The sequence below is a fragment of the Sodalis endosymbiont of Henestaris halophilus genome (genome assembly GCF_900161835.1).
Classification (GTDB): Bacteria; Pseudomonadota; Gammaproteobacteria; order Enterobacterales; family Enterobacteriaceae.
Genome location: NZ_LT897836.1, coordinates 143,614 through 163,901, shown reverse-complemented (window position 1 = coordinate 163,901; position 20,288 = coordinate 143,614). Strand labels below are relative to the sequence as shown.

8 protein-coding genes are annotated in these 20,288 nt (G+C 36.8%); 7 read left to right on the top strand and 1 reads right to left on the bottom strand.

What is annotated here, in order from left to right; all coding sequences use genetic code 11:
- Positions 1–325: 325 nt before the first annotated feature.
- Entirely contained in the window at positions 326–799 is a 474-nt protein-coding gene (gene greB, locus HBA_RS00425) for a transcription elongation factor GreB (protein ID WP_097032601.1), read from the top strand.
- Between the two features lie 1,875 nt (positions 800–2,674).
- Here greB and pckA read toward each other — a convergent pair.
- Positions 2,675–4,309 carry a phosphoenolpyruvate carboxykinase (ATP) gene (pckA, locus tag HBA_RS00420; RefSeq protein WP_097032104.1) on the bottom strand — a complete coding sequence of 545 codons (1,635 nt, stop codon included), beginning with the start codon at positions 4,307–4,309 and terminating at the stop codon, positions 2,675–2,677.
- Positions 4,310–5,495: 1,186 nt separating this feature from the next.
- Here pckA and HBA_RS00415 point away from each other — a divergent pair.
- The 6 genes from HBA_RS00415 (at position 5,496) to trpS (ending at position 17,207) form a co-directional block, all read left to right on the top strand.
- Positions 5,496–5,723 carry a hypothetical protein gene (locus HBA_RS00415; RefSeq protein WP_097032103.1) on the top strand — a complete coding sequence of 76 codons (228 nt, stop codon included), beginning with the start codon at positions 5,496–5,498 and terminating at the stop codon, positions 5,721–5,723.
- Between the two features lie 5,733 nt (positions 5,724–11,456).
- Positions 11,457–11,978: a shikimate kinase AroK gene (gene aroK, locus HBA_RS00410; protein ID WP_097032102.1), complete on the top strand. Its 522-nt coding sequence runs from the start codon at positions 11,457–11,459 to the stop codon at positions 11,976–11,978.
- 38 nt (positions 11,979–12,016) lie between these two features.
- Entirely contained in the window at positions 12,017–13,096 is a 1,080-nt protein-coding gene (gene aroB, locus HBA_RS00405) for a 3-dehydroquinate synthase (RefSeq protein WP_097032101.1), read from the top strand.
- Positions 13,097–13,952: 856 nt separating this feature from the next.
- Positions 13,953–14,765 (top strand): adenine-specific DNA-methyltransferase, encoded by an 813-nt coding sequence (dam, locus tag HBA_RS00400; protein WP_097032100.1) that lies wholly within the window; start codon positions 13,953–13,955, stop codon positions 14,763–14,765.
- A 47-nt stretch (positions 14,766–14,812) separates the two neighbouring features.
- On the top strand, positions 14,813–15,490 hold the full coding sequence (gene rpe, locus HBA_RS00395) for a ribulose-phosphate 3-epimerase (protein WP_097032099.1): 678 nt from the start codon (positions 14,813–14,815) through the stop codon (positions 15,488–15,490).
- 712 nt (positions 15,491–16,202) lie between these two features.
- Positions 16,203–17,207 (top strand): tryptophan--tRNA ligase, encoded by a 1,005-nt coding sequence (gene trpS / locus HBA_RS00390; protein WP_097032098.1) that lies wholly within the window; start codon positions 16,203–16,205, stop codon positions 17,205–17,207.
- Positions 17,208–20,288: the final 3,081 nt, after the last annotated feature.

Sequence of the window (20,288 nt, the reverse complement as noted above, 5' to 3'; positions counted from 1 at the left end):
TTCAAGTATACGCATTTGTGCATATTGTTTAGGTTCATGATGACTATTTTTACGATTGCAGTTTGATAAAAGGTATAATATATTTTTGTTTATCCGCCGCCAGACACGGCTGTTTTTTCGTCCAAATTTGTCATTTTGCAGGCATGAAAATTATTTAATGATTTTTATTCATAACGCTATAGTTTGTTCTTTTGTAAAGATTGCTTGAGTCTGTGCAATTTTATAATTTATGAAGTTTTCATGTCGACCGCAAGGTTCGTTAACCTGCAGTTCTTCTTATGATATTCTGTTTGTATTAATGATGTACTGCATGCAATAGATAATGATGCAAACTAATCTTATTACCCGGCAGGGCTACCAGGAATTACAGGATGAGTTAAATTATCTTTGGAAATGTTATCGACCAAAGATTATAGCTAAGGTTACTTGGGCTGCTGGTCTAGGCGATCGCAGTGAAAATGCTGATTATCATTATAACAAAAGGATTCTACACGATATTGATCGTCGGGTGAGGCATCTGCGCCGCGTATTAAAACAAGTATGGGTAGTAGACTATTCCCCGCAGCAGGAGGGGAAGGTATTTTTTGGCGCCTGGGTTGCAGTGAAAAATCTTGAGGGAGAAGTAAAACGTTTTCGTATAGCCGGTCCTGATGAAATTTATAAACATAAAGACTATATCTCTATTAATTCGCCTGTAGCTCGCGCCTTGATAAAAAAGACGGTTCATGACGAGGCGGAAGTGATTACTCCTAGTGGTCGTCGTACCTGGTATATCACTGCCATTACCTACCACGAATAATGCACGTGATATGATGAAAGTCGTTATTAAACTACCTGTAGTTACGGTCATTAATTATTTTGTCGAAAGACTAATGTTATTCTTAAATTAAGAGAATATTTGTATTAATTTTATTTTAAATAGTTGCTTAAAATTTCTGTAAGTTATTTATCTGGTTGGTGAATATTTTTACTAGCAATTACTTTTTAGAAAATATGGTGATGTCAAATCACAAGATTAGTATAGATAACGATATGTGCTAAGATTGTTTCTTTTAGTTTATTTAATTTAATAGAGATATAAAGGTATGCAATTACGACAAATGCCGATATTATTTCTCTTGCATGCTTCATGCAAGAGCCTGATATTTTAATCCTGCTAGATCTTATATATATTATACTCTTGGTTAAGATACCCGTTCTATTAGCAGATATTTGCATAGTTAGAGCAACTGAATGTCTATTCATTTATGTGTAATCGCAAAAAAGTAGATTTTACTGTTGGATTGAAAATCGGAGCCGATAATTTTATTTTAAAGTTCTCTAACCTAGAGCTAACTGAAAGCGTTGGCAAACCAACACGAGAGTTGTCCTGACTTGATAAATATAGAAATAAACATTAGGCAAAACTACACGTATAGTGTCATAAGAGTGCACAATTAATGTGCATGTTTTGCATCTTAGGTGAATGATGGAAAAAGATTTTATTTATCCACTTTATCATCCAAATTTAGTCAGGTTGGCTATATCTTTATATAAGATAAGAGGTAAAGTATAAAGCCATGGGTCATTTTTTTTGAACTGTTCCTTCTAACCACCAGTAACATACTATTTAAGCTGGGTTACTTTGCCTTTCATTAAGTCTGGTCATGATTTATCTTATGGTTTTAAATTTTGCTGCCTTACCTATGATTTAATAAAATTTAAGCCTATAAAAACAGAATGTTAATTACCGATCAATTATAGTCGTCGTAAGATACGTTACTAAAATTACTGCCGGTGTTTGGGCGTAAAATGTGTTTGTGCATTAGGTATGTTTTGCTATATACTAAATTAGTAGTAATAGAAATCAAGTTGCGTTAATTATCACGACTGGATAACTTGGATTTGATGTCGCTAAATTAAAGCACGAAATTCCTTTATCACCTGGTGCAGACTTTGATATTATCGGATATTTAGGCACTCGTTTAACTGGTTGAAATTCATGAAAATAACTTTTATTTATTTTTTTAAAACACACTAAAGCTAGTTTATTGTTAGTTTTCAGTGCTTATTAGCTATTAATTTTGTATACATAAGCGGCTTATAGTGAATTTGAAACATGCTGCGTTACAAGTGTGTAGTCGAGGGGTATTGCTTTTGCTGCCGTGGCGTATGATATTGCGCCTCGCGGAGACGTTCTAGTATTACGTTCCTGCAATCACATAACATTCTTCGCATCAAGGAGTAGTTAGATAACTGGTACTAATTGAAGGTTTCAGGATTAGCAGTAATTTAATTATCCCCCCCATTAATCTTCATGCATCGGTTATTGTAAATGATGAGTGTGTGATATTAGTATCTTGTTCAGTAAAAATATATAATTATGCAGCTTTATGTATTGATAAGTTTATCGATTAATTGCTATCAGGTAAAACGCAGATCTAAATAGCTCATTGTAACATTATTTTTATTGAATTAAGAGGTGATACCGAAGAGCATGAAGTGCGTTGATTGCACCCTGTACCTTTAGTTAGAAACTGATGGTTTATATTACCATTTTTATCACACTGTTAACGCGTTTAGTATGGTAACGCTTACACAGCACGCTACGTTAATGGTTGGCTATAACATAGCCGTATTTATTTTGAGATTAAAGACGATGGTCCAGAGATCAAGTCGAATCAGCTCCATGGTATTAATGGGGAAGAGGTGCGTGCTGTGGACCAGCGCTCACCAATGCAGCCCCTTCTGAAGTATTAGTGAATTTACTGAAATTATTGATAAAGCGCTGGGCCAGATCTTCTGCTTTGACCCACCATTCGTTAGCATTAGTGTAAGTGGTGCGTGGGTCGAGAAACATGCCGTCTACGCCCGGCAGTTCTGTTGGTATAGTTAGATTGAAAATCGGTAGGGACACCGATGGTGCATCGTCAATTGTGCCGCGCAAAATAGCGTTGATAATCGCTCTAGTGTCTTTAAGAGCTATTCTTTTCCCACGGCCATTCCAACCAGTATTGACTAAAAAGGCACTAGCGCCAACGGCGTTCATGCGTTTGGACAATACATCAGCATAGGTAGTAGGATGTAGCGACAAAAATGCCGCGCCAAAGCAGGCAGAAAAAGTAGGCACCGGCGCAATCACGCCTTGTTCGGTACCTGCCAGTTTAGCAGTGAAGCCGGATAGGAAATAATAACGCACCTGCTCCATAGACAAAATAGCTATTGAAGGTAAAACGCCGAAAGCATCAGCTGTCAGAAAAATGATACGCTTAGCGTGTCCTGCGCGCGAGATTGGTTTTACTATATTCTGGATGTGATGTATGGGATAAGAAACGCGAGTATTTTCAGTTTTACTGTCGTCATTGTAATCAATATTTCCGTCCGCCAGTACCACCACATTTTCCAGCAGTGCATTGCGGCGAATCGCTTTATAAATCTCTGGCTCGGACTCGGGGGAAAGGCGGATGGTTTTGGCGTAACATCCTCCTTCAAAATTGAAAACGCCACGGTCGTCCCAGCCGTGTTCATCATCGCCTATCAGTCGGCGGCAAGGATCGTTGGACAACGTGGTTTTACCGGTGCCGGATAGACCGAAGAATAGTGCAACATCCTCATTATCCCCCACATTAGCTGAACAGTGCATTGAGGCGATGCCTTTCATCGGCAGAAAGTAGTTCATTACCGAAAATAGTCCTTTTTTCATTTCGCCTCCATACCAAGTACCGCCGATAAGTTGGATACCTTCTGTCAGATTAAAGGCAATAAAATTTTCCGAATGCAGACCTTGTTCTCGCCAGTTGGGATTAATGCATTTAGCGCCATTGAGTACCACAAAATCTGGTTCAAAGCCACGAAGTTCCTCAGTATTTGGTCGGATAAACATATTTTTTACGAAATGAGCCTGCCAGGCCACCTCGGTCACGAAACGTACCTTAAGCCGATTATCCTCATTAGCGCCGCAGAAAGCGTCAATGACAAACAAGCGTTTCCCGCTTAGTTGCTGGCCGACCTGCCTTTTAAGATGAACCCAGGTTTTTTGATCGATGGGATGATTATCGTTAATATTTTTGCCATGATCGGACCACCACAGAGTATCGCTGGTCTTGGTATCACGCACTATATATTTATCTAACGGTGATCTTCCGGTGAAAACCCCGGTATCTACCGCCACTGCGCCTGAAAGAGTGATCGTGCCGCGTTCAAGTCCTTTGAGGTTAGGATCAGTTTCTTCTGTAAATAGTTTGTTGTATCCTGGGTTATAAATTAGTTCGCTGTAGCTCGTTATTCCATAAATGAGCCATTGCTCCGGGCTAATAATCTTATTTAACATTTATTGCTCCTGAGTTCACATTAAGTACTGTCTTTTATATTAGTAGAGATTAAAGTTTAGAGCTTCAAGAGATGAATTAAGAATTAATCTGATTGGATTAAATTCACGTCATTTTATTTAATATGTAAACTACAATAAATTATTATCTTAGCATATCTTGCTACAAGAAGTAGCTTTTCTAAAGGATAATAGCCGTAGACCTACGTCTGTTAGCCCTTCTGTTTTTTTTGTTATAGTAGTCGCGATAGTACTAGAATCATAACGGTAATGGAGAAGGCAAAATTTCAATGCATATTAACTTGTTGCGTTACTCAAGTATGTCATTCAATCCCTGTTTGTCCGGAGTTATCCTTGTATTAACCTAGAGTGTTCACATGGAGGTAGATATATAAAATAGTGCTTATTGCGTAAGGTAAGCGGTCTCTTCTTAATTCTTATAATCTGGATGATAAAATATTTTTGGCTAGCAAAATATAATTCATTACTTTTTATTATCGCGGTAGTTGCTTCATATTATGTAATATCCATGGTGCTCAGGATATCCTGCCTGTTAATGTTTGTAATTGTAATTTAGTAACGGTAATTATTGGTCCTTAATGTTGGCCTCGGTGCCAGAGAAATAAACATCCGTATCGGTAAGCAATATTATTAGTGACTATGGGGGTTACCAAAGATTTTTTATATCTACGCAAATATTTTGTGCTTACCCAACATCTGTTTATGGTTGCCCTGTAATGACACTAATTTAGCCTTGATTTTTAACATGACAATGCCATGGGTTTTATGCAAGATTCAGTCTTGCATGTATTTAGCTTTTTAGGATGCTTGTTTTTTCTGATTCGGAGTACCATACTTAAATTTAGTTAAATTAGAGCGTTCTTTTTTAGCTGTGCACACCTACCTATATAGGATATCACAAGCGCATTTTTATGCTTTAATAATTCTTTCCTCTAGGCGTGAAGCCTGACATCGGTTTCTTGATGATACATCAGTTTCGTATGTTTACCCTCCTGGTTATGCTGATTGCTAATAGCGTGTGCACCCTCTAGCCTTGTGTTTATCGTTGCCTTGACATATAGTGATCAAGGTAACTATTTTCATTAGGATTCGGTTTTATTATTTTATTAATTGCTACTTATACAACGGCAAGGCTAAATTATTGCTATTTATATCTTATAATTTCATTATGTTTCTTAATATTGTTATTAGTACATCATTGCGACTAACGTTATTAGGAGAGCATGATAATCAAGTAGAAATAAGTTCTATTAAAAATCTTGAGGCGTGGTCCAGCTTAAAAATTTTGATTGGCCATGTGCCAAAGCAATGGGAGGAGAATGCTAAAGTAATTATGTCTGTATCGAAAATAGGCTCTTTATTCTTTATAAATAGCATGATACTGGGTGAAAACTAATATACATGCGGACGCATGATCACACTTATTGATATTTTTTTGAGATCAATAAGTGTATGGTTACTGAAATAAAAAATCATTTTGCTGACCAAAATCAGTGTTGCGTATTGTTAATATTTGCTAATCGTGAGGTGAGTTGCTCAGTAAAAAATTACCCTACCGCTACAATGGTGCGGTCAACAAACATGTTTCAGCACGCCGTTGCAAGGTATGTCTAGACATGGACGCTCATAGATGAGATGTTCAGCAACAAATGCGACCTAAAGAATCAACGAAGTATTAATTCAATAGCGTATTATTCGTGCTAAGATTAATAGCATCAATATGGTGTCAGTCGATAGCTACTAAGGGCATACGGATTTCAGTATGTTCATGGGAGGTAAGAAAATGAGTAGAGGTATAAACCAAACAGTCGTATTGGTTTGTACAGTAATTATTTACAGTCTGACTGAAATTTTATATAACTTGCATTTACCCTCCTCCTATGACCAAACTAAATTGCCCCAATCTTTACTATCTTGTTTGGTAGTACTTAAAGATTTTGCGCTCATTGCAAATCCGTTGTACAGGCGGCGCATCGCCACGATGATGTTAAACGGTGTATGTACAGCGGTTGTTTAACTATTTATTGCAATTTCTATTCATGTTAGTTCATTGCGCTAGCTTGTTCTCATAATTATTGAAATTTGCGGTATAGCGTCTCTGTTAGTTGTTTATATACGTTTTACCACGCATCAAAAACCCGCACAATTCATATTTGCTTTTGAGCTCGTATTGATCACATGCCAACACTTCTATTGTTGGCTCCATAGAGTTGAAGGAGGCTACATTATAATCACTCTCCTTACGGGGTATAAAGTAGTTTACGCGATGCAGCAGAATGTTAATGTGTTTAATAAGTTGAAGGGGCGTTTTAACTAATATCGACTAATCGTGTGCATTAACTAAATTCACTAATGCTGCTTTTAGTTAACAGCAATTTTAGTAGATAACTATATCGTTCTGATATAATGCCCGAGTTTCAGTTTATTCTTGTTAATATTATTAGGCAATATTATACCAATTTTTTGATTAATGGCCGCTAGATTTATTGTTATTTTTATATTTTCTGAACTTGCATACAACCGATTACTTACCTACTATTAATTAGTGCCGCCCACATTAGTTACCTGTCTGTTTATTGCATTTGTAGAGGTATGGAATTCTTTTAAAGAACAATCGAGCAATCAAAATATAAAAACGGTATTTAGTTTTATAATTTAACATATCTACCATCGCTCTAGCTTTAAAGGGTGTCAGCGATTCGCCGAAAGGCTTCATTGATAGTGTAAGCTGTGCTACATAGGCACATCGTTTGTGTGTCCTACAATCATGCAACATGCAATTTCAGCAGTTGGAAGATTAATATAGAATCCCAAAAACAGCCATTTAAGACCAGCATCGCACACTATCACATTGTATTATCATATTTCCACCTCAGCGCTGTAGAAGCGAGTAGTAGGAATCATTCGATTCGTAAAGATATTATCTTTAGCGCATTATTAAGTTATTGACATAAATATTGGTCTAGTTTTCTGATCTAAATCATGGGAAATATACTGCATCAATGCATTAAATTTTAATAGTAAAACTATCGAGAATAAATATTACTGAATATGATATTAACCATATTTGCGCTAAATACCCTTTTGTATCATGGAATTTATGGTAAGTGGTGTTATATCCTGGCGTTTATGCGCATATTGTTACTAGACGAGAAACCGCATCTCGACGAGAGTTAAAGCAATTAGTCAAGTAATATTATCATGGGTTCCAAGAGAGGCTGCATAGTATTAACAGCAGCACCGCTTGCCTGTTGTTATAATGAACTGTTTGTAATTCATTAATGAAATTTCCGTTTAAAACATTACTAGATTTATATTATTGTTATTTTATTAGATTGATGTAGTATTTTTTACAAAAAATGTACGCATTTCGCCAGCGAATTTTGCTGTTATTTAAATATTAACGTTATTTATGCGGCACATAACTGCCAGAACTATAAGGGTAATAATATAAGTGACTAAATCAACATGATAGTTGTGTTGCATCATCGTTAATGCTTGTTTCTCTGGGCTATGAAACTTTAATCGGCGCTGCGTTTATTAAAGCCTTTTGGGAGACAATTAAATTAATACTCTATTGCCGTCAACTTTTTTGTTGTTATTGTGATCGTACAATACTAAATGAAATATAAATCGCTTTACTGATACATAAGTCCAAGACTGACAGTGCGCATAGCGCTCATACGGCAATCGAAAAATATATAAGCAAGTATGCTAGTTTAATATAAAGAGGATTGCACTTATGTTAATCTCACCCCTAAAAATATGTAAATGCCACACTTAAATTAACCTTTGTTGCAAGGAATTTTGCTTTTGCTGCTTTCTGCTATAACTATCCACCACTGATTAGCAAATGCGGCACCTGCATTTATAATTATGAGATAGATTTTCTAAAAAGGTGGTGATCGACGTTGGCTAACATTTGATAATATATCAAATATCTTATTGATGGAAGAAACTTTGCTTGACGCGCTCTTGTATCTTTTGGTGGGTAATTAGATTCGGTATACGCTCTCTTATGTTTCATTAAAATGAATAACCCAGACCTAGATATTAATTCATCCAGCGGTAAACTATTTAAAATAGTTCTTGCTTTTAGTAGATATTTAATTAGAGTCATACTAGCTTCATATATAACCCAAGTGTTCGACTGATGGTTGTCGATAAAATCTTTAAGTAGGTTTTGTTTCCTGCATCTATAACTTGCTGCTTTTTATCGATATTTACGGTAATAATGATTTATTACAAATTATAATTATTGTCGAGGACATTATTTGAATCCCTATTTTATATATAGAATTATTTAGATAAATTAAACACTTATAATGCTGTCTTCGGTGAGCAAAGCTTATAGCTAATAAGTAACTTAAGTTATGCGTTTTTTCAAATTGTGGTGAAAACAATCCAAAATTGAATATATGTATAAATACAGTGGTGACCACCCCATTAGCGAATTCATATTCTTAGAACCAGGTATTGCGGAATCTATAAACTTTTCTGATAATATAACGGGTTTCTTCAGATGCTGATATTACACTAACCAGTGCTTATACAGACGTAATTACCGCATATGTTACCGCTAAGAGTGGCTGTCCCAGTTAAAATGAATGCGGGCTTTTAATCATTGTGTGGTTATACAATTATGTTCCTCGTCTGCTCCCTATGTGTTGGTAAAATACTTTCTAGTTTTGGTATCGTTTTGTCTTACTATTAAAGGCGAACTAGTGGTAAGATGCAGCCATACTTTGTCGGACTGTCATTCGACAGGACCACTTGTATCAATCTATTATTTTAAATAAGTTATAAATTAGCGCTGCCGCAACATATTGATTCTACAAAACATCACTTAATTTATTACCATTGGTATTTTTTGTTATGAGGTGAGGATCTACCAGATAAGCACCTTTGGTAAATACAGCATAACCTTACTTTAGCTATTCGATTTGGACGATATTCTGTGCTAGTAAGCATAAGTTCTTTGGTTATTCTGTGCGTAACTTATACCTATCGTGCATATTATCACTACATTTTTTTAACTACTTTAGGTTTCTAGCGTCATTAAACCGGATTGCTATAAATTAATGTAGGATAGTGCAAGTTATATTTTTTCACCGAGCGGTCTTGTTAATCCATAGATAAAATCTTGGAATTGAGTCCGGTATATAGAACTTATTTATGAACTATTTTTCATTAGATTAGGTCAATCTAGAGGATAGTCATATCGCCACATTGTAGCTATTAGTCAGTTTATCGCCACCGGTAAATCGATATTATTTTGGTCACGATGCCATATGCCGTGGTTGTAATACTTACATGGTATTTCATTTGTCACAGATTTATCTAAGCACCTTATGGCTACTATCTTCATTGCAATTTTTTTAAGAGTACATAGGTTAGTTATACAGACTATGTTATCCTTGATGTACATCAATAATAGGGTTAGCATGTTGCTGCGTACCAAGGTTTGGATCACCTGTTTCATGTGTGTAATGAAGATAATATGCATTTAAACTATTAGTTTAGGTGTTGTCCGTATTGTTTTAACATATTTTAGAGCACTATTTTGATATATTAAAGATATGATAAAAATTAATTTTTAGCGTGGTGGGGATATTATTTATCACTGCTACACAGTTTGTTTATTTTATTAGATCTGGTCAGTGATCTTTAATCATGCATTCGCGTCAGAATAACATTAACGTTGCACCAGCGCCGGATCTAATGAATAGATCTTTCGGCAATTAACAATCATGACCATCTTTAAGTAGATGGTGAGCTAGCTGACGTCCTTGTCGAAATGTATCTTTGTTAGATGATTTGTCGATCCATACTTTTATACAAACTACTTTTTATTTTACAACATGTCTTTCATAGTTGCTGGAAAAATTGCGTGGTAAGTTTAAAGTATAAACTAACGTGCTGACTTTACCAAAGTGTAGCTGTAGCTAAGGGTAATAGATACCGTACGAGCCATTGCTGAGACAAAGATCTCGTGCTATCGCCATACATATTATTGCTGTTCATGGACTCTGTAGAGAGTAAGGATTTATACTCTAGTTTTGCTCTGAACGGCGCATCCTAGTTGGGTAATTAAGGATGCAGCCTGCATGTGATCCAGCCGGAGGTTTTTAGGCATTAATTATAAGGTTACGTCTCGATAGAATGCTTACTGGTGGCAATTTCGTCGCATCACTGATGCATTAAGTTTAAAGTGCAGTTTACAGTACATTTATTTTTAGTTGAAAACATTAAAGCATTAATTCTAGATTTCGGATTAACTCGGGCAGAATAATAAATTCCATAGTAAAATAGAAATGACTATAGAGATATACTAGTTTAAGTATAATGAGAAATATTATTTAAAACCAGAAAAAACTATATAATCTTGAATAAGATGCAGTGCAAAACTTATAGGTTCTGGTTTGTTATCTTTCTTGCTTTTCCGACGCCTCATTTTTATATTAGAAAATTAGTAGATCTGAAATTTTCACGCTAAAGCAGGAAAATAAAGCGAATATTTTAGTTATCCCCCGCAGTTTTACACCTAATATAATTCAATTGCCAGATTTAAAAAAAGTTGCGCAAATCTCTCGTGTCTTATGACTAGTTATTAAGGCAATATATATTTTATATGCAACATATTATAACATTAAAATATAGAAATAATGATCAGGTGCCACAATTAATCTCTCTCCTCTGATAGAGGAGTTATGATTACAGCATCAATGTGCTCATTTTTATAAATGACGTTAACTGATAAATTTATTATACTTACCAGTATGTTAAGTGATGACTTGCATCTTTTAAGTTTAATAAATTATATATTATATGACAAAATGTATAATTTAGTTATCAATTTGACGATAACAGTTCTTTCATTTATAAAAGAATAGTTTATTTAAGGTTCTTTAATTTACTTAAATGTTATTTAAGTAGTGTTCTAGAGGTCTATTCTAGGGAGTGGGTGTAAATATTGATTTAATCGGTTGCCAAACCACTTAGAGTATTGAGATAATTTTACTGATTATCTCAATAATATTCATGAGGTTTCAGTTTAGGTCCTCCAGCCGCTAATTTAACTGGCGGTGCAGGTTGTCATTAACTAATAAACTTAGTGATACTCAAAAACATGGTAGAGAAACGCAATATATTTCTAGTTGGGCCTATGGGTGCTGGAAAGAGCACTATTGGACGTCAGTTAGCTCAACAACTGAATATGGATTTTTTTGATTCTGATCAAGAGATTGAGAAACGCACGGGAGCTGATATAAGCTGGGTGTTTGACGTAGAAGGTGAAGATCGTTTTCGCGATCGAGAAGAGAAAGTCATCAACGAATTGACCGAAAAGCAGGGGATCGTTTTGGCTACCGGCGGTGGATCCGTCAAATCTTACGAGACACGGAACCGTCTCTCTGCCCGCGGTGTGGTTGTTTATCTCGAAACCACGATTGAAAAACAGTTATTTCGTACGCAACGTGATAAAAAACGCCCGCTATTGCAAGTAGATGCTCATCCAGAAGATGTCCTACAAGCACTGGCTCGTGAACGTAACCCGTTGTATGAAGAAATAGCAGATGTTACTGTCTGTACCGACGAACAAAGTGCTAAGGTTGTGGCTAATAAAATTATTAGCTTATTAGAATGTTGTTAATCTAACTTAATAAAATATTAAAGGTTATTGAACTTTTCATGGAAAGGCTTATTGTTAAATTAGGGGAGCGTAGTTACCCTATTACCATTGCCGCCGGATTATTAAATGATCCGGCATCCTTCTGGCCGGTAAATCGTGGCGATAACGTTATGTTGGTAACTAACGATTGCATTGCTCCACTGTATCTGGACTGCCTTAGTGAATTACTGATACAAGATGGAGTCAAAGTCGATTATGTTGTGTTACCTGATAATGAACAAAATAAATCATTAACGGTGCTAGATCAGGTTTTTACAGCACTTTTAACTAAACCTCATGGTCGCGATACTACTATCATCGCGCTCGGTGGTGGCGTTATCGGTGATCTTGCTGGATTCGCCGCTGCGAGCTATCAACGCGGCGTGCGTTTTATCCAGGTTCCTACCACGCTGCTTGCTCAGGTTGATTCATCAGTAGGCGGTAAAACCGCGGTTAATCATCCTCTCGGAAAAAACATGATTGGCGCCTTCTATCAGCCAGCTTCGGTGATCATCGACTTAAACTGTCTGAATACGTTGCCTCGACGCGAATTATCCTCAGGATTAGCGGAAGTCATCAAGTATGGTATTATTTTTGATGCGGCGTTTTTTGATTGGTTAGAAAATAATATTGATATGATTTTGGCACTAGAGCCGCAGGCACTAGCTTATTGTATCCGTCGCTGCTGTGAGCTTAAAGCTGATATAGTGGCTGCAGATGAACGTGAACATGGCCAGCGCGCGTTGCTTAATCTTGGCCACAGCTACGGCCATGCCATTGAAACCCATATGGGCTATGGCAACTGGTTGCACGGCGAAGCCGTGGCTGCGGGCATGATGATGGCGGTACGCGCAGCGCGTCGGTTCGGTCAGTTTAGTGATGTAGCCGCCGAACGGGTCAGTGCTCTATTGTTGCGTGCTGGCCTGCCGGTAAGCGGCCCAAAGGAGATGGCTGCGGAAGATTACTTGCCGCATATGACGCGTGACAAAAAAGTTATTGCCGGCCATATGCGTCTGGTTTTGCCGGTAATGCTTGGCAAGGCGGAAGTGCGTGCTGGTATAACAGATGATATATTAATCGCATCTATTAATGATTGCTAAGATTGAGTGAGTATGTCGCACGTCTCAGAGCACATTAATGAGACTTATTTTGTTTTTATAAACCTTTTCTGCTTCTCTGGGGAAGCAGTTATTGTCATCTACCTTTTTAATAGGGGATTTATATGAATAAGTTCAAGTTAAAAGACAATATTAAACTTGATAGCAGCGATCGGCTACAGCAGTTTTTTATTACTAAGCAATAACACTTAGTGTTTTGTTTTGCAAATAAGTTCAGTTTAACGGCGTGTTTACACAAATGAATATTCAAAGGTTTGGTTTCGATTCTAATTATTACTGTAGTGACTACTCTGACGCTAGGTAACCTACGACGTCACTCAGCATAACTCACAATTTAGTAGCGACGGTTAAAACCGTCTGCAATCAAGTACCGCGAATCGAAAAAAAATAAAATAATGCCGATCGCTTGTCGTTAGCGTTCTGAAAATGGTTACTAATGCCCAAACTTATGTACCTTTCACCTATTCATCGTCTGTTACTGAAGAGTAACTTTGCGGAAATTATGTAATCTGCACCTTCACAGGTTATCACACGTTGAAGTTAAGCAGTGCTTCGCAATTAGTTAGGCTTAACATGTGTTTTTAATGCGCTTCAATAACAGCAGCTTAGCTCTATTATGAAGAGTGTATCTAAGCTTATCGTGATTGCAAACCTTATGGTATGTGCTTGTTAGTTAGTAAGGATTATCCTTCTCTATTGCTGGCCAAAAACGCAGAGGCGTTCATTTAAGTAAATTACAAAAGACCAAAAAAAATAATTTAGCATTTCTGCAGATAGCGCTGCAGCAGCTATCGTAAACAGGGGTAGGATTTGCGTCACTGTATAGTTTGAGTAAAGCATGAAGAAGAACCGTGCGTTTTTAAAATGGGCTGGCGGTAAGTATTCGTTGATGGATGATATACGTCGTCATCTACCGGTAGGCGATTGCCTAATAGAGCCTTTTGTAGGAGCCGGATCGGTATTTCTCAATACCGAGTACGATCGGTACATTCTTGCGGATATAAATAGCGATATTATAAATTTGTTTAATTTTATTAAAGAAAGTCCAAACGATTTTATCCACGATGCCCGTAAATTGTTTGCTGCTGATGCTAATATCTCTGAGGTTTACTATCTGTTGCGCCGGGAATTTAATCTTTGTACGAATAGTCATCGGCGCGCGGTACTGTTTCTTTACCTTAACAGGCATTGCTACAACGGTTTGTGCCGATATAACTTGAGCGGTGAGTTTAATGTTCCTTTCGGCCGTTATAAAAAGCCATATTTTCCGGAAATAGAACTGTATCGGTTCGCCGATAAGGCACGTCGTGCGGTATTTTTCTGCGAGTACTATCAACAAACTTTGTCTCGTGCCGTACCGGGTTCGGTGGTATATTGTGATCCACCTTATGTGCCGCTTTCTAATACCGCGAATTTTACAGCGTACCATACCAATAATTTCAATTTAACTGAACAACAAAATCTGGCGCGTCTCGCGAACCAACTAGCTCGTAAAAGTCGTATACCAGTGCTAATTTCTAATCATGATACCGCATTGACCCGGAAATGGTATGGCGATGCCATCTTGTATCATATCACGGCGCGTCGGACTATTAGCAGTAATGCCTGCGGGCGCACTAGCGTAAATGAGCTATTGGCTTTATATCTTTAAACTGGTCTGTCTTGCTACAGACCGCCGGTAACTGATGAGAGACATAGATGAAAAAATTTTTAATCGCCCCCTCCATTTTTTCAGCGGATTTTTCCCGTCTGGGTGACGATACCGCCCGGGTGATATCTGCTGGGTCGGATGTTGTACATTTTGATGTGATGGATAATCATTACGTTCCTAACCTTACCATTGGTCCCATGGTGCTTAAAGCCCTGCGAGGTTATGGTATTACTGCCCCTATTGACGTGCATTTAATGGTGAATCCGGTTGATCGCCTAATTCCGGATTTTGCTGCAGCTGGCGCCAGTTGTATCACCTTCCACACGGAAGCATCGGAACATATAGATCGTTCTCTACAGCTTATAAAAGAATACGGTTGCAAGGCAGGATTGGCATTTAATCCGGCCACACCCCTTAACTGCCTGGAGTATGTGCTAGATAAGCTTGATGTAATCCTTTTGATGTCGGTAAACCCTGGTTTCGGTGGTCAGTTGTTTTTGCCTTCCACGCTGGATAAACTGCGCCAGGTTCGTCAGTTAATAGATTTTAGTGGTAGGGATATTTTGCTAGAGATAGATGGTGGCGTTAAAGTGAACAATATCGGTGCTATCGCTTCGGCAGGAGCCGATATATTTGTGTCTGGCTCCGCCATATTCGACCAACCTGATTACCGTACTGTTATCGATGCGATGCGTTATGAATTATCGATAGCAGTTGTTGACTAGTGATTAACATTTTATTTATAATATCGTGGTTATAAGCTTAATATTGGTGCAATATATGAGCATCCTACCTGCTTTATTTTCTTGCTTAATCGGACATTTTCAGAGCATACCTTGCTTACTTTGTCTTAGCTTTCGAATTGCTACTTTGATTTGCAATTAACCAATGTTTTAGTAAAATCAAGCTACATTGTTCCACTCTTCTGCACCTAGATGAGCATTATGTTCTCCCTGAAGAAGTGTGCCGGCTCAAGCATACTCTCGGTAAAAAGAGCTTTTGTTTGGAGATATGTGCTTGCACCAGTAACTATTTTATGGTCTGTGCCGATAGAACACAGTATTGACTTCTGCAAGTTAATATCTCTTATCGCGTTACTTACTGTCCTTTTGTTCTGCATTTGGTACTATTTTACGCTAAATTATAGATGTCAATGACGTTTCAACTAAAAAAATAGAGTCAGACTCCATTTAGTCTTGTGCTCAGCTATCTTGTCGGGGAGATCTTGGTAAGTTGATTTATACAGTTTATTTAACAAATTACGAAATAGTACTCTCTTTGTTAAGATTGCTAAATGCACAAGCGTAAACATGATTTATGACTATAACACTATGATGCAGCGATCATATTTGAGTCATCAGGATTACGTTCTAGACTGTTTTGTCAATTTTTTACCTTTGCTCGGTTTTTCACTTTCCCTTAATCAGGACGTTTAAAATGAGTAAACCTATTGTGTTCAGCGGAATGCAGCCGTCAGGAGAACTAACTATTGGTAACTATATTGGTGCATTACGTCATTGGGTAAGTATGCAAAATGATTATGAGTGTATTTATTGTATAGTCGATTTGCATGCCATAACTACCCGTTATGCTGCCCATCAGCTACGCAAGGCGACGTTGGACTCTCTGGCGTTATATTTAGCTTGTGGTATCGATCCATCCAAAAGTACAGTTTTCATTCAGTCGCACGTGCCGGAACATAGCCAGCTTGGTTGGCTGTTAAATTGTTATACTTATTTCGGCGAACTATGCCGAATGATACAATTCAAGGATAAATCAGTCCATTGCGCTGAAAACATCAATGTCGGACTTTTGGATTATCCGGTACTAATGGCGGCGGATATTTTGCTCTATCAAACCAATCAGGTGCCGGTTGGAGAAGATCAGAAGCAACATTTAGAGCTTAGTCGTGATATCGCCAAACGGTTTAACGCGCTATATGGCAACATTTTTACTATTCCAGAGCCATTTATTCCTCAATTTGGCGCGCGGGTAATGTCATTACTAGAACCGACGAAAAAGATGTCAAAATCAGATGATAACCGCAATAACGTGATTACCTTACTAGAGGATCCTAAATCCGTATTTAATAAATTAAAGCGCGCAGTAACTGATTCTGACGATCCACCTGTGTTACGTTACGATCCCTTAGCAAAACCCGGTATTTCTAATTTGTTAGAAATTTTTTCAGGCGTGACTGGCACTCCGGTGGCTGATCTAGAGCAGGCTTTTGCCGGTAAGATGTACGTCCATTTGAAAATGGCCGTAGCGGATGCGGTATCGGATATGCTAGCATCGTTGCAGGCTCGGTACCGAACTATACGTCACGACGAATCCTATTTGAATGAAGTTTTACGCGCGGGGTCGAAAAAAGCCCGAACTCAGGCTAGCGTTACCTTAGCCAAGGTTTATGAAGCGGTTGGTTGTGTTATCAAACTATAAGTATTTATGGTAGTTGTTAGCGCCTACCTATTTGATATAAAGGTAGAAAAGACTACGACTTTCGTTTTTAGGCCTACTGCACTTTGGATTTACGCGGCATTGTAATAAATATATTACGTTCTCTGTGGAGAGAACTATTATGCAGCGTCTGCTAAGCTTATTTTACTAAGTCAGCCCTCCTCCCTTTGATAAAAGGATTTATACAGTGTCTAATCTCTTTCAGTAGATTATCAATAATATCCCGACTACTTGGCAGAAATATTTATGAGAAATCATCATTAAACAAGAAAAAATGCTCTGTTTGACGCAACAAAATTATAGTAAGAAAGACAAAAAATGATTTTTAAAATGCGCCGATTAAGGAAGCCTTAATTATATCGCTTTTCATAAAAAATATGATCGATTCGTAGAAATTCATTGTAAAGATATCTTTGATAAATATAGAGCACTTTTAAAGTGGAACCACTGCCACAGGTAGTGGTTCCACATATAGATGACATGGTTACCGCTATTTTATTTACAAATTGCTATGCATTCTTATAATTGCGTCTATACAGATATGATGTTCTGCTTACTATCAAAATTCGAGTCTCAATTTCGTGGTTGGTTTGTCAGATAATATTCACCTGAAGTTTGAGGTTTTTTAGAAATTATTTAAATTTCTACGGATAGTTATTCGTGTTCAAGAGATGTTTTCGCTCAACATTAACATGTTTGTTTTAGTTATGAAATGTTTTTGATCTGTTATATCTACGCGGCACCAATAATATAAAGTAGGTAACACATATCACACTTTAGCGTATGCTGATTAATGAAAATATTAGCAGATAAATAAAAAGATAACCTTGCTAACAGATAGCAAAGATCTAACGATCAACCTTAGTTTAAGTACGGCATGGAATTCCTGTTATCAGGCTAGTTCTATGAACCTCAATTAGCAAAATGGGTTAACCACTTTGTGCTGCGTGAGACATCTTTTAACTATGGTATTTACCTTCGGTAAATGATAGCACAAACTTAGCTATAACAGTCGATGTTGTTATAGCAATGACTTGAGAGTATGGTTTTGCGCAAAACAGTAAATTGCTATTACCATTTTAACTTTTTTACCATTACTTAATTTGTGAAGGCGCATGTTTACAATTGCTACTTTATCTAATCTTTAATTGCCAGAATGATGTCATTTACTTAACAAAATATGTAAGCAATGGTCATATTGCTTACAATTAGATAAAATTAGATAATAGCTATCTGTACCTTTATTTTAACTGACTATTGAGTCAGTAGGACATAAAACGCTGTAGGCACTTTACTCTATAAGAAATCTTTACACCGATGTCTTATAAGAATATTAACTATAAATAATTCTGTATTTATTTCGTCATAATATAGCACGTTAGTTTATAATAATAAACGGCATACGGTTTATCTGTTTGAGTTTATATTTCTCTAGCGCAAAATTTTGTAATGGCTAAATGCGGTTAACTAATGGCGCTTAGGTGTTGGTATATTTCATATGTAGTTACTATATTGCTACACATAGTATTTAGATTCGATCTCTCAGATAAACAATACGGAAACTAGCATTCTAACAAACAGTATAGCTATCAATGATAAGAGCTTATATTATAAGCTTTGTGTCAGCTCAGTACCAAGGCTTGCGGTAGATTACATATCTCGGAGGTTAAAAGAGTTTGCCATTACGTCTAGTGTTAACACCGTTAGATGTACTAACTAGGAAATATGACGGTATAGTTTAAAAGATCAAAATCATTATTTAGATAACACCGAGATAGGAATTAACTTAGTATCAAGTGATATAACTCGTTATAAACAAGTCGTTCAATATAAAAATAAAATACTGACTATAGTGCAAGCAGTGCTTTGATCCGGCATAAAGCCATTTGGTGGAAAAGTAAAATTATATGCAAGATTTCACATTTAAGTCATTATGTAACAATTTTACGGTGTATTGTGCCTAATGCTGCTCCCATATCAAAAGATATGGGGTCTGGTACCGTAAGTTGATTTTTAGATTTACGGTAATTAATTAATAATAAAATTATAACGTTATCCTAGATGATTGCTGCCTGCCGCGCTGGCTATGATTGCTGATAGAGGATCCCCAGCATTCTTAATTATGACGTTTATAACCGTGTTTTGTCTATCATTAACTGTTACTATTATAACATTGTTTGTTTTTTTGGCAACGGTACTGCTTTTGAGCTGCACCACATAGGTATTTATTAAGGTATTATTTATTATAATCCTTATAAAATAAATTATAATGTTCATTATCTTTTACTTCCATACACTGTTTATCGGGTCGGTAGGGCGCAACCTAGTGGTTTAAGTGTTTTTTAATAAAAACTAGCGGTAACTGTTTATATTTCGATCCAAGATATAGATAACGATCAAGCCGTTATTGACACAAACACACGCTATTGACTTGAGTTTTATTCATGGAGGGTAGAGTATCAGTCTCCAGGTAATACCGGTATTTTTAAGGATATATGGGGAATGACACCATAAGTATCATACTTTGTAGATGATATGTGGTGTGTAATACCGGCATAAGAATCCAGTTTTAAACTCCTATTTTATAAATATTATAGAGTACTGTCATAAACCCCCCACAAAATGGTAACTAGTTAAAACTATCTTTATTACTAACGCTATTAACTACTACAATATTACGTACAATGTTTCGAATGATAACGACGAGACTAGATCTACTACGGATTATATAAACGTACTTTGCCTACGCTGCCGCCGATGCTATTCTGGATGTAATAAATGTGTTTAGAGGTAGGTACCTGAGCAACGTTAACCAACGCCATAATTTTTTTACCACAGGTGTTATATGATATATGCGAAGGCATTAGGTATTTACACAACAGTTACCGCAGTATGGATATTGCTACTTATTACGTAAGTAAAGCCAGGCTGATTATATGGACAGTTTTAAAGGGAGATATATGATACAAAATCCTCAGAAGGGATCATGAGTCTCAGCCTAGACGCGATTCTCTTCGTGCTATTGCACTCTGATAATATTTTATAAAATGTCTAAAAAGTTTA

Coding starts and splice junctions, on each gene's coding strand:
- HBA_RS00415 (WP_097032103.1), top strand. CDS start 5,496: ATGTTTCTTAATATTGTTATTAGTACATCATTGCGACTAACGTTATTA.
- aroB (WP_097032101.1), top strand. CDS start 12,017: ATGGAAAGGCTTATTGTTAAATTAGGGGAGCGTAGTTACCCTATTACC.
- rpe (WP_097032099.1), top strand. CDS start 14,813: ATGAAAAAATTTTTAATCGCCCCCTCCATTTTTTCAGCGGATTTTTCC.
- greB (WP_097032601.1), top strand. CDS start 326: ATGCAAACTAATCTTATTACCCGGCAGGGCTACCAGGAATTACAGGAT.
- pckA (WP_097032104.1), bottom strand. CDS start 4,309: ATGTTAAATAAGATTATTAGCCCGGAGCAATGGCTCATTTATGGAATA.
- trpS (WP_097032098.1), top strand. CDS start 16,203: ATGAGTAAACCTATTGTGTTCAGCGGAATGCAGCCGTCAGGAGAACTA.
- aroK (WP_097032102.1), top strand. CDS start 11,457: ATGGTAGAGAAACGCAATATATTTCTAGTTGGGCCTATGGGTGCTGGA.
- dam (WP_097032100.1), top strand. CDS start 13,953: ATGAAGAAGAACCGTGCGTTTTTAAAATGGGCTGGCGGTAAGTATTCG.